Here is a 12,000-nt window from a genome sequence, read left to right as displayed (position 1 = left end):
CTCTTGCCGACATTCAATACTATAACATCTGTTTTTTGCTTTGTCAAATATTTTTTCAATTTTTTCATTGCTAAGATTAGCTCGCTTTTTATTTACTATTTTTCTTCTATGTTATGTGCTTATTTTTTACTTTATTTTTTATAATGTTTATCATTTTTTCTTTTTCATGGGTATAAGTATAGAAGGAGGTAAGTATGAATTCTGAACAATTAAAAAGGATGCAAAATGATAAGGGTTTTATAGCTGCCCTTGATCAGAGTGGTGGTTCTACTCCAAAGGCATTGGAGCTTTATGGGGTTATGAAGGACTCTTACAGTAATGATGAAGAGATGTTTAATCTTGTTCATGAGATGAGAAAAAGAATTATTTGTGACAAGGCCTTCAATAAGGATAGGATTTTGGCTGCTATTTTGTTTAAGGTTACTATGAATTCTAAGATTGATGGTAAATATACTGCTGATTATCTTTGGGAAGATAAGGGTGTTGTGCCTATTCTTAAGGTTGATGAGGGTTTGGCTGAGAGGTCTAATGGCGTTTGCCTTATGAAACCTATGGCCCATCTTGATGAGCTTTTAGAAAATGCGAAAGACCGTCATATTTTTGGTACCAAGATGCGCTCTGTTATTTATGAATATAACGAAGAGGCCATCAAGGAAGTTGTTGACCAACAATTTAACTATGCGATGAAGATTTTCGGCGCTGGTTTTGTACCAATTATCGAGCCTGAGGTTGATATCCACGCTAAAGATAAGGCTAAAATCGAAGATATCTTAAGCATTTATATGGTTGAGGCGCTTAAGGATATACCTGATGATTATAAGTTTATCTTTAAACTCACCCTTCCAGAAGAGGCTGGTCACTACGATGTTCTCCTTGATTATCCTCAAACTGTAAGAATCGTTGCACTTTCTGGCGGTTATTCTAGGGATGAGGCCAATGAAAAATTAAAGGCTAATAAGAATGTTATTGCGTCTTTCTCTAGAGCCCTTGCCCAAGGACTTAATGTCAATGACACTGACGAAGAATTTACTAACAAACTTGATAAGTCAATTGAGGAAATTTACGAGGCTAGTATCTCTTAAGTTCCTTTAATCTTGCACATAAAAACTCCTAGCTGGATTTTCAGCTAGGAGTTTTTTATTCTTCTGGTTCATAGTTTACTATGGCAACCATTTTTCCTTCTTTATCTTTTATTTTTCTGATTTTTTTGTCAAAGTCAAGTCTTTTCATCCATATTACCTTCTCGCATCCGAGGCATTTTAATTTGATGTCTGCGCCTAGCCTTTCGATTTGCCAGAGGTTTTCACCACAGGGATGACCCTTTTTGAGGGTGATTATGTCATTTAGCTTGTATTTTTTCATTTTTTAACTCCACTTTATTCGTCCTGATATTTCTCTTTTCCATTTCTTCTTTGACCAGGCTACGGGCAGCTCTTTGGTAGGCCCATTGGTAGCCTTCTTTTGTTGTCGCTGTCATTTTGACAAGGTAGACAACAGGTTCAAAAGATGTGATTTCAAAAAATTTAAATCCTTCGATAATCTTCCCCTTAAAATCATGATCGTGACCAAGTTTACTAGCCACAGTACTTATTATTTCCTTGGCTTCTTTGAGACTTACATCATAGGGTAGGGAAAAAGTCACCTGAGCAAGGTTATAGCCCCTATTAAAATTCTGAACGTTTTTTATTTGCGAATTTGGGATAATGTGAACAGATCCATTAAAATCTCTAATCAAAGTTGTCCTCAAACTTAATTTCTCAACTGTGCCTTCGCAACCTGCTGCTATTACCCAATCTCCGACCCTTATCCTGTCGTCAATTACAATAAAAATTCCCATGATAAAATCTTGGATAATAGTTTGAGATCCAAAGGCGATTGCGATACCACCTATCCCTGCTGTTGCAATTAAGGAAGATGTATTTATGCCTACAGAATCCAAGATGATATTGGTCACTATAAAAATAATAGAATATTTAATTATAGAATACAAAAGTTTGCTGATAGTCTCAACTTTGGCAGTGTTGCCGACTTTTGAAGTTTGATTTTTATTTAAGACCTTATTTAAACCCTTTTTGGCAAGTCTAATTAGGATGAAGCCTATAAGAATTGCAAGGCCAATAGTTATGAGTCTTGAAATTAGTACATTTTTAATAATGCCCCTCATCATTTGGTTTTTATTAAGGTCTTTCAATACTTGGTTTTCTAAATTTTCCATTTATTCTCCAATCTTTCCTATAATTTTTTTGGCAAGACCCTCGTGAAAGTCGCTTGCAAGATGGATTCCATCAAGGTAGTGCCCAGCAACAGTGTCTGCGTCTATATAGGATAGTCCCATCGTTTTGATTTTTTCCTTTAGACTTGCAATTTTCGCATTTATCTCCCCATAAATAGGGTAATACTCATCTTCTTCAAGGAAGGGTGGGATTACAAGAAGAATTTGTCCTGCCTTAGCTAGGTCCACTATACTTTTTAGGTTTTTAAAAACCAAATCTACAGAATAGCCGACCATAAAATCATTGGTGCCTCCAAAGATAATTAAGAGGTCGGCTGGGTCTGCCGTTAAAATATAACCTTCATATCTATCTAACATCTCTTCTGTTGTAGATCCATTTACACCAAGATTTACAACATCAAAACCCGCCTTTGATAAAAAGCGGGTATATGATTTATTTTCGACGAGATATCCTTCAGTGAAGGAATCTCCCAAACATATTATTTTCACTATTTGACCTTTTTAAGAGCTAGGGCTGTCCTACATGGGATATAAATTTTGATTCCATCGTAGTCAGTGCCTGGCAATCTTTCTGTATAATAAGATACTCCATGACTAATCCTGTCAAAGCCACCAAACCTTGCTTCGTCAGTATCCATCACTACCTTAAATTCCCCAATATCATGAATTGGTAGGTGGAAGGATTCGTAGGAATTTGTTGGGTGGAAATTGAAAAGATATACGATATCCTTATTCCTAAAGGCTATGATTTTCCTATCATTATCTAGCCAGAGCCTGTAGGTGTCATTACCTAACTGGTGGTTTTCCTTGGCAAAGGCAAGCATAGCCTGGTCAAAGTCTGCCAAAAATTTGTATTTCAGATAATCTGCATCTCTTAGGGACCACTGACGACGAGCGTAGTGGTAGGAATAACCGTTGCCTTCTCTTGGGAAGTCAATCCACTCTGGGTGACCAAATTCATTGCCCATAAAGTTTAAATACCCGTCAGCACCTTCTGAAATTGTAATCCACCTAATCATCTTGTGGAGGGCTATGGCACGATCTATCTCAAAATTATGGATGTCAATTGCCATAGAGTCATACATTTCAGCGTCAGCTAGCTGGAAGATAGTTGTCTTCGAACCAACTAGGGCCTGATCATGGCTTTCAACATAACCAATTCTCTTTTCGTTTGGCCTGTGAGTTGTAAGCTCATACCACATATTTGAAAGATCCCAATCGTGGTCATCTCTCTTTAGGGTCCTCTCCCAGAAATCTGGCATACCCATAGCAAGCCTGTAATCAAAGCCAATTCCACCCTGGCTAACAGGTAGGCACATGCCAGGCATACCTGACATATCTTCTGCTATGGTAATAGCGTTTGGTTTTACTTCTCTGATTAGTTCATTTGCCATTTGCAAATAATTTAGGGCATCTATGTCTGTATTCATAGAAAAATATTTTGCATAAGAGTCGAAGGCTTCGCCACGTCCGTGGTTTTTATAAATCATAGATGTGACTCCATCAAATCTGAAGCCATCAAAGTGGAATTCTTCTAGCCAATATTTCACATTTGAAAGCAGGAAGTGAACAACTCCACCCTTGTGGTAGTCAAAAAGTTTAGAATCCCAATCTGGGTGGTTGCCCTCATCTCCAGCGTGGAAAAATTGGTAGTCTGTTCCGTCAAATTCATTAATACCTTCGGCTGTATTTTTTACCGAATGTGAATGGACTAGGTCCATTATCACATTTAGCCCCATCTCGTGGGCTGTATTTATAAGGCTTTTAAGGTCCTTGCTCTCCCCGTACCAAGAAGATGGAGCAAAGAAATTTGCCACTTGGTAACCAAAGGAAGCGTAGTAAGGATGTTCGGCTATAGCCATCAATTGAACTGTATTGTAGCCACCAGCCTTAATCCTTGGGAGGATATATTTTTCAAATTCTTTATAGGACGAAACCTTGCCTTCTTCACCTGCCATGCCTATGTGGGCTTCGTAGATTAGAAGGTCTTTGTTATTTATTTTAAATTTCTTATCAGTCCACTCAAAATCTTTGCGTGGATTCTCTAAAATTGCTGCAAAATCAAGGTCTTCATTTCTTTCTACCCTGCGGGCAAAAATAGGAATTCTTTCCTTGATTTCACCATTTGCGTCAACAAGAACTTTTAGCCTAGACTTGTGAGGGATAGTCCTAACCCCCTTAACAAAAATTTCCCAGTCTTCACCGTTAATTTTTCTTAGAGGGTGGGAGTGCTTATCCCAATTATTAAAGTCGCCTATAAGGTAGAGTCCATTTGCATTTGGGGCCCATTCCCTATATATCCAGCCTCCATCAACCTTGTGAAAGCCGTAATAATTATGAGCGTTGGCAAATTCTTTAAGTGATTTACCACCAGCTAAAAAATTCTTTTTTTGTTCTTCTAGCCTATCCATTCTTAGATTTATATCATTTTCATAGTCACTTAAGTAAGGGTCTATATCTAATATTTCCCACCTTGCCATTGCTGCCTCCTGTATTTCTATTCTTTCTTACTTTCTATAACCTTTTGGGTGATTTCTCTTGGAACTTCTTCATATCTTACAAAATCCATTGAGAAAGTTCCCCTAGCAGATGTTTGGCTTCTAAGGTCGATGGCATAGGTTAGAACTTCTGCAAGTGGAGCTTCAGCCTTGATTACTTGGCTACCATCTTCCTGTGGTTCCATACCTAAAATCCTGCCACGTCTCTTGTTCATATCACCCATAACATCGCCCATGTTTTCGTCTGGAACATTGATTTCTAGACTCATAACAGGTTCTAGTAAAATTGGGTCTGCTTCTTCAATGCCCTTCTTGAAGGCAATTCTTGCAGCTGTTTTGAAGGCTTGTTCATTAGAATCAACTGGGTGGTAAGAACCATCGTAAAGGGTTGCCTTAATACCTGTAACCTTGTAACCTGCGAGTGGTCCTTCTGCTAGGGATTCTTCTAGTCCCTTTTCTACTGCTGGGAAATAATTCTTTGGCACAGCGCCACCGAATACTTCTTCATCAAAAACAAAGTCTTCTTCACTTGGTTCAAATCTGATAAATACATCACCATATTGGCCAGCACCACCAGATTGCTTTTTATGTCTACCTTGGACATCTGACTTGCCCTTGATTGTTTCCCTGTAAGGAATCTTGTATTCTATAATTTCTGTATTTACAGAATAATTATCTTTTAATTTATCCATCAAAACTTCAAGCTGAACATTGCCAAGACCCGAAAGAACTTGTTGGCTTGTTTCTCTGTTCATTTCGTTTGCAAAAGTTGGGTCTTCTTCATTTAGTTTTTGAAGAGCCTCTGAAATCTTATCCTCATCAGCACGGCTAACAGCCTTGATTGCGTAGAATAAAACTGGTTTTGGATAAGAAATCTTCTTATACTCAATTTTATTTTCCTTAGTGCAAAGAGTATCGCCTGTTTGGGTCTTATCAAGCTTAGCAAAGGCAGCTATATCCCCTGCCACAACCTTGTCAGCCTTGATTTGCTCATTGCCCCTTAGGAAGAAGAGTGAAGAAATTTTTTCTTCAGCATCCTTTGTAGCATTAAATAATTTATCATCTTTAGAAATAGAACCACTAACTACCTTGAAAATTGAAATTTTGCCAAGGAATGGATCTGCTAGAGTTTTGAAAACTACAGCTGAGAATGGCGCATCTTCCTTAGTTTCGAAAGCCTTATAACCATCAGCAACCCTAAAACCAATATTTGCAGATTCGTCATCTATTGATGGCATATACTTACAAATTACATCTAGAAGTGAAGTTAGACCAATCATCTTTTCGGTTGAACCTGCGATTAGTGGTACAACCTTGCCTTCAAGGATGGCTTTAGATAAACCTTCTCTAATCTCTGCTTCACTAAATTCTTCGCCTTCAAAGAATTTTTCCATAAGGGCATCATCAGATTCAGCAACAGCTTCTATAACTTTATTATAAACTTCTTCCACTTCTGCCATTCTGATTTCTGGGATTTCCAGCTCTTTCTTTTCGTTATTTTCATAAGAATAAGCCTTTTTATCCATAACGTCGATGATACCTTCAAAGTTATCACCTTCGCCAAGCATTAGAGTAAGTGGGGTAACCTTTTTACCAAACTCAATATGCAAATCAGAAACAACCTTATTAAAATTAGCGTTTTCCTTATCTAGTTTGTTAACAAAAATAATTGATGGGAGGTTGATTTTTTGGGTATATTTCCAATATTTTTCTGTACCTACTTCGATTCCCTTTTCACCGTCTATAACAAAAAGCGCACTCTCAGCAGCCCTCAAAGACTGAAGAACTTCGCCTTCAAAGTCAAAAAATCCTGGAGAATCTATGAAATTTAATTTAAAATCGTTATACTCTATTGGAATTATTGAAGTTTGGAGAGAGATATGTCTTTTCTTCTCTTGTTTTTCGTAGTCAGAAACAGTATTTCCATTTTCTATCCTACCTTTTTTATCTATAACTCCGGTCTTAAATAAAAGGGCTTCAGTAAGTGATGTTTTACCTGCACCCGAATGCCCTACCAAGGCTAAATTCCTAATATTAGATGTCTTATAATTTTTCATAATATATCTCCTTCTGGACTTATATCTATTGTTAATAAAATGTCCATTTTTATATTTATAATAATATTATATAATATTTCGCATAAAATTTCTACCTTTTCAAGAAAATGTTTTCACTTGTGCGCAAAATAAAACTCCCAAAGCGCTTGGGCTCGGGAGTTTACTTTTTAAATTTATTTTTCACATAGTCCCACACAGTCAAGGACCTCCTGAGTTTCTCATCCGGTAGGTACTTGTTTAGGGCTCTTAGGATAGCCTTGTTGTCAGAGCTATTAAAGATAAAGTCGCCGTCTTTCTTGGTATGGATAGCAAATCGTGTAATCTTTTTCTTAAAAATTACTGATGCTGTTACCATTTTTATTTCTGTGTAAGGTATTTGAATAAAATCTCTCACATTTCTCTCGTTGTAGTATTCTAGGGCCTTATTACCTACTAGGAGGTCACCATGACTGGTGAGGCCTCCTAAGTAATTTGCCTTTGTTTGGTAGTCGATCTTGGTGTTTTGACTTTCTACCATACTACATAATGTGGAAATATTTCGCAACTATACCTATAGCAAAAAGAGCTAGGATAATTGTGATTGGTGATACGTTTTTCTTTAAAAGCTTACAAATACCAAGGGTTAGGAGTAATGGAACTAGACCTGGTATTAGTGAGTCTAAGTTTTGTTGAAGTGTGGTTACCTTAACTTGGTCAAGGGCTGTTGGTCCTATAGCTGAAAATTGTTTTAGAGCTTGTTGGATACCTTCAGCGCCTGCTGGTAGGGCTGCCCAATCAATATAAGAACCTGGTTGTTGGGTTACTTTTGCAACATCTAGGGCAAATTTAATTGATACCCATCTTTGAACTAGGGCACCGATTATGAACATACCAAGGATGGATGCCATAAGGGTAATCCTACCTAAAAGTCCACCTGAAAGGTCTTTGGTGATTTGGTTTCCTGCCTTGTAGCCCATTTCTTGGGTCTTCCACTCAAATATCATCCTGATTGCATTCCATGCAATGAAGAAAATAAGTGGACCAACAAGAGAACCTGTTAGGGCCATAGATGCACCGAGAGCACCTAGGATTGGTCTAAGAGTAAACCAGAATACTGGGTCACCTACACCTGCTAGAGGTCCCATCATACCAACTTTTACACCTTGGATAGCTGCATCGTCGATTGCAGTACCGTTGGCTTTTTCTTCTTCCATAGCAAGGGTCACACCCATAACTGGGCTAGAAACGTAAGGGTGGGTGTTGTAAAACTCTAAATGTCTCTTAAGAGCTTCTACTTGGTCTTCTTTTTTTGTATATAATTCTTTGATAGCTGGGATCATAGAGAAAGCCCAACCACCATTTTGCATTCTTTCGTAGTTCCAAGAACCTTGAAGGAATTGGTGACGCCACCAAACTTTTTTGCGGGTAGCATCTGAAAGAACTACTTTTTTATTATTTAATGTATCTGTCATAGCTTCTCCTTAATAATCATTGATTATATCGCCGAGTGGGTCGCCTGAACCAGCATTTCCACCTGGATTAGATGTAGCAAGGCTCTTTAGGGTCATATAAATCATTGCAAGAACAACACCTATAACACCAAGAGCTATTAGGGTTAGGTTTGGAATGGCTGCAATAACAAAACCTAGGGCAAAGAATGGCCAAGTTTCTTTTGTGCTCATCATATTAATAACCATTGCATAACCTACTGCTGCTACCATACCACCACCTACTGCCATACCACCTGTAAGCCATTCTGGCATCCTGTTAAGTTGTTCTGTTACAACTGCTGGTGGGATGAAGCAAAGAGCTATGGCAGGAACTAAGATACGCACACCTTGCATAGCAACTGCTAGCCATGATAAGGCTTCAATCTTGCCAAAGTTAGCATCTTCAGCTGCTGCATCCATGCCGTGAACAATCGGAATAGCAAAAGTTCTAGCAAGCATGGTCAAGAATAAACCTGCTACAGAAAGTGGGATTGCAAGAGTAATAGATGTGTTAATTGCATCTGTAGCATTGGCGCTACCACCTTCTAGGGCTAAAACCATGATAATAGCTGAAGCTACTGATGCCAAAGCAGCATCTGGAGCTACTGCCGCACCTACGTTTGCCCAACCAAGGGCAATCATTTGAAGTGAACCGCCAAGTATAATTCCTTCCTTAAGATGACCTGTTACAAGACCGATTAGGGTACAAGCAACAACTGGTTGGTGGAATTGGAACTGATCCAAAATACCTTCACAACCTGCAAGGAAAGCTACTATGCCGATTAAAACTATATTAATAAAATTCATAATCTCTCCTATATATTTAATTCAGATTTCGCTTTTTGAAGAAGGCTATCTAGGTCCTCAGCCCTGTCAGCTGGCACCTTCCTAACATCAAACTTAATGCCCTTAGCCTTTAATTTCTCAAGGGTTTTAACATCGTCAGTACCCATAGCAAGAGCATTTGTCACAACAACCTTTCCCTTAGAATGGGCCATAGAGCCGAGGTTGACTTCAGAAATTTCTCCGCCGCCTTCAACGTATTCTAGAACGTCTTGTGGGGTTTCAAATAAAAGAAGCGCCTTGGTTAGACCAAAACGAGGGTCCTTGTCAATTTCAATCATCTTCTTGATTGGAATAACGTGAACCTTAACTCCTGGAGGAGCAGCCTCCATAATCATTGATTTACGAAGCTCATCGTGGGCAACCTTATCTGATACAACAATAATCCTGTCGGGACCAACTGTCTTTGTCCAAGTAGTTGCAACTTGGCCATGAAGAAGCCTTGTATCAACCCTAGCTAGGCCGATTTTAATCTTGCCATCGCCAAGAACTGTTCCCTCTGGAATGCTGCCTCCAACATTTTTACCCTTATCCTTTGAGGTCGCTGGCACTTCCAAAACTGGATTAACATCATCAGGTTTGCCCTTAATGCCTTCCTTAGCACTCTTGATAATAACCTTAGCAATAGCGTGAGAAGAACTTTCGGTGAATCTTTCAGATAAAGCTTCGATTACCATAGGAAGGTTAAGACCAGCAACAATAGCCCACTTATCTTCATGACCGTCAAAAACAGCTGAAGATTGGTTAAAAGGTGTGCCGCCCCAAAGGTCACATAAAAATAGGATTTCTTCTGCATCGACTTTAGCAATAGCAGCTTCTAGGTTTGCCCTAAATTCATCTGGACCCATGGAAGGCTTAAGAACAACTGCTTCAAACTTATCTTGAGCGCCAAAAATCATTTGAGCTGACTCTTTGATCCCCTCAGCAAAAGCCCCATGGCTTGCAAGGATGATTCCTACCATAACATCTCTCCTTTCTTTATTTCCTGGAATAACTCCAGATATTATTGGTTTTTTTGCATTCCCGGAATGCAGCACGATTTTTTTTGCATTCCTATGCTAGTTTGATTTGTTTTTATACAATATAAAATTATTTTTAAAATCCAAGATTTTGCATTTTTTTACTAAAATATTAGATAATCTTTTTTTATTATTTAAAATGTCCGAATTATTTAAAATGCTTATTTTATTTACTATTTTTCTTCGGAACTTTATATTTTAGAAAATTATTTTCCTATTCTGAATATCTTCGTAAATGGGGAAGCCCAGGGGAACGTTTCGCACGTTCCCCAACCTGCCTCCCCATGCCCCTCTCGGCTACCCCCTCCGGGCGACCGAAAACCCGTTTGCTTCGCAAACTCCTCCGTGCTCCCGCACTACGTTTTCGGCATAAAAGCCCCAAATCAAGGGGCTTTTATGTCCTCTCGGGGAGTAAGGAGTTTGCCTGCGGCAAACAATTGATATAGATATTGGCCTCGTATGAGTTAACTATTCTTCACAGAGATTTCTAATCTGCAAAGTCCTAAAAATCGCAAACTCGGCTTCGCCTCAAACAAGCGATTTTTTACGGACTTCTGGATTAAAAATCTTTTCTCGTAAATAATATTTACCCTGTATTACCTAAGCAATAATAATTCATAAAGCCTATATAGAAAAAACTTGGTTTTTCGCTCTTTGCTTCGCAAAGTCGCTTTGAGGTTCTTTTTGCTTCTTTTTCCAATTAATAATTACAATAAATTTTCCTTTGAAACTTTTTTAAAAATTAATTTCAGCTTTTTTCTTAGATTTTTTTATTCAATTTTATCTTGTTTTTATTACAAATCAGTACTTTTATTATATCATATTAGCACAAAAAACAGAAACCTTTTGTGTTATTTTTTTCACTAGCCTTGATTTTGTTTTTTTAATTCTCAGTATCTGCTGGGAAAAATATTCCTACTTCTATTCTCGCTTGGTTTAGGGTTTCGGCTGTGTTTAGAGTGATTTCTTTTAGTTTTTCTACCCTTTCCATGTCCCTTTCTCTTATAATTTTTTCAAACTCAACAAATTCATAGAAAAGTCTGGATTTATCTTCATTTTCGTTGTAGGTTTGGTCGTCGCCATGGGTTCTTTTAATCCTATATGATCCTACAGTGCTTACAGTGTCTGGAATTTCTATAGTTCCTTCTTCACCTTGGATTGTGTTTAAAAATCCTGCCGCACTATCCTTAGCGCCTATACAAACTGCCTTGAAATCGTCGTATTCCAATACGCATACACCTGATGTATCAATTGACTTTTCGATGTTTGGAAAATACCTCACATCTTTTGGTTTGCCAAATAAATTTATGACATAGTCGATGTTATAAATATTGAGATCCATTAGAGCGCCACCTGCATTTTCCAAAGAAAAAACTGGCGCTAGGTCGCCTTGTTTGAAACGATCATATCTGGATGAATATTGGGAGTAGTTGAAGGAAACAATTTTAATTTTCCCAAGCTTTTTAATCTCCTCTTTGATCCTAACTGCGTTTGGGATAAAGCGATTTGATATGGCTTCTAGGACTATTTTTCCCTTGGCTTCTGCTTTTTTGAAAATCTTAAGTGCCTGGTTTACATTGGCTGTAAAAGGCTTTTCGCAGATAATGTCCTTATCAGCATCAAGGGCCTTATCCATGACTTCGTAGTGAAGATTATTTGGAAGGGCCACATAAACTACTTCGACTTCTGGATTTGCAAGTAATTTTTCATAATTGGTGTAGTAAGATTTTATCCCATACTTTTCTGACAGGTCCTTAAGCTTATCCTCGCTCCTTGGAGTAGCTGCAATAGCGATGACTTCAATGTTTGATACATCCTTTATAAATCCTAATACTTCTTGGGCTATCATACCAGCCCCTATTATTCCTAATTTCATTTTTC

At 38.1% G+C, this 12,000-nt stretch carries 11 protein-coding genes; 1 reads left to right on the top strand and 10 read right to left on the bottom strand.

What is annotated here, in order from left to right:
- The first annotated feature begins 194 nt into the window (after positions 1–194).
- Positions 195–1,082, top strand: coding sequence for a fructose bisphosphate aldolase (locus HMPREF0072_RS10025; protein WP_004830146.1), 888 nt, complete (start codon positions 195–197; stop codon positions 1,080–1,082).
- Between the two features lie 55 nt (positions 1,083–1,137).
- Here the strand turns inward: HMPREF0072_RS10025 and HMPREF0072_RS10020 are convergent, their stop codons facing one another.
- The 10 genes from HMPREF0072_RS10020 to HMPREF0072_RS09975 form a co-directional block, all read right to left on the bottom strand.
- A complete protein-coding gene (locus tag HMPREF0072_RS10020) occupies positions 1,138–1,362 on the bottom strand; it encodes a DUF951 domain-containing protein (RefSeq protein WP_004830143.1) in 225 nt (74 codons plus the stop codon).
- Positions 1,340–2,215 carry a mechanosensitive ion channel family protein gene (locus HMPREF0072_RS10015; protein ID WP_004830142.1) on the bottom strand — a complete coding sequence of 292 codons (876 nt, stop codon included), beginning with the start codon at positions 2,213–2,215 and terminating at the stop codon, positions 1,340–1,342. The genes HMPREF0072_RS10020 and HMPREF0072_RS10015 overlap by 23 nt, the downstream gene beginning before the upstream one ends.
- Positions 2,216–2,722: a GDSL-type esterase/lipase family protein gene (locus tag HMPREF0072_RS10010; protein ID WP_004830139.1), complete on the bottom strand. Its 507-nt coding sequence runs from the start codon at positions 2,720–2,722 to the stop codon at positions 2,216–2,218.
- Complete coding sequence (locus tag HMPREF0072_RS10005) at positions 2,722–4,713, bottom strand: alpha-amylase family glycosyl hydrolase (RefSeq protein ID WP_004830136.1); 1,992 nt, start codon at positions 4,711–4,713, stop codon at positions 2,722–2,724. The genes HMPREF0072_RS10010 and HMPREF0072_RS10005 overlap by 1 nt, the downstream gene beginning before the upstream one ends.
- A gap of 17 nt (positions 4,714–4,730) precedes the next feature.
- On the bottom strand, positions 4,731–6,788 hold the full coding sequence (gene fusA / locus HMPREF0072_RS10000; RefSeq protein WP_004830135.1) for an elongation factor G: 2,058 nt from the start codon (positions 6,786–6,788) through the stop codon (positions 4,731–4,733).
- Between the two features lie 160 nt (positions 6,789–6,948).
- Positions 6,949–7,305, bottom strand: a complete 357-nt coding sequence (locus tag HMPREF0072_RS09995) for a DUF956 family protein (protein ID WP_004830132.1) — start codon at positions 7,303–7,305, stop codon at positions 6,949–6,951.
- 1 nt (position 7,306) lies between these two features.
- Positions 7,307–8,239, bottom strand: a complete 933-nt coding sequence (locus HMPREF0072_RS09990; protein ID WP_004830131.1) for a PTS system mannose/fructose/sorbose family transporter subunit IID — start codon at positions 8,237–8,239, stop codon at positions 7,307–7,309.
- 9 nt (positions 8,240–8,248) lie between these two features.
- The gene (locus tag HMPREF0072_RS09985; RefSeq protein WP_004830129.1) at positions 8,249–9,064 is read right to left on the bottom strand and encodes a PTS mannose/fructose/sorbose transporter subunit IIC; all 816 of its coding nucleotides are present in this window, start codon (positions 9,062–9,064) and stop codon (positions 8,249–8,251) included.
- 8 nt (positions 9,065–9,072) lie between these two features.
- Entirely contained in the window at positions 9,073–10,062 is a 990-nt protein-coding gene (locus HMPREF0072_RS09980; RefSeq protein ID WP_037326321.1) for a PTS sugar transporter subunit IIB, read from the bottom strand.
- 940 nt (positions 10,063–11,002) lie between these two features.
- A partial coding sequence (locus tag HMPREF0072_RS09975; protein WP_004830124.1) for a Gfo/Idh/MocA family protein occupies positions 11,003–12,000 on the bottom strand: 998 nt, incomplete at its 5' end.

Source organism: Anaerococcus lactolyticus ATCC 51172, assembly GCF_000156575.1.
In the GTDB taxonomy this organism is placed as follows: Bacteria; Bacillota; Clostridia; order Tissierellales; family Peptoniphilaceae; genus Anaerococcus; species Anaerococcus lactolyticus.
The sequence above is the reverse complement of the archived record's forward strand: the minus strand, read 5'-3'. Positions and strand labels throughout refer to the sequence as shown.

Coding starts and splice junctions, on each gene's coding strand:
- HMPREF0072_RS10015 (WP_004830142.1), bottom strand. CDS start 2,215: ATGGAAAATTTAGAAAACCAAGTATTGAAAGACCTTAATAAAAACCAA.
- HMPREF0072_RS10025 (WP_004830146.1), top strand. CDS start 195: ATGAATTCTGAACAATTAAAAAGGATGCAAAATGATAAGGGTTTTATA.
- HMPREF0072_RS09995 (WP_004830132.1), bottom strand. CDS start 7,305: ATGGTAGAAAGTCAAAACACCAAGATCGACTACCAAACAAAGGCAAAT.
- HMPREF0072_RS10020 (WP_004830143.1), bottom strand. CDS start 1,362: ATGAAAAAATACAAGCTAAATGACATAATCACCCTCAAAAAGGGTCAT.
- fusA (WP_004830135.1), bottom strand. CDS start 6,788: ATGAAAAATTATAAGACATCTAATATTAGGAATTTAGCCTTGGTAGGG.
- HMPREF0072_RS09985 (WP_004830129.1), bottom strand. CDS start 9,064: ATGAATTTTATTAATATAGTTTTAATCGGCATAGTAGCTTTCCTTGCA.
- HMPREF0072_RS09990 (WP_004830131.1), bottom strand. CDS start 8,239: ATGACAGATACATTAAATAATAAAAAAGTAGTTCTTTCAGATGCTACC.
- HMPREF0072_RS09980 (WP_037326321.1), bottom strand. CDS start 10,062: ATGGTAGGAATCATCCTTGCAAGCCATGGGGCTTTTGCTGAGGGGATC.
- HMPREF0072_RS10005 (WP_004830136.1), bottom strand. CDS start 4,713: ATGGCAAGGTGGGAAATATTAGATATAGACCCTTACTTAAGTGACTAT.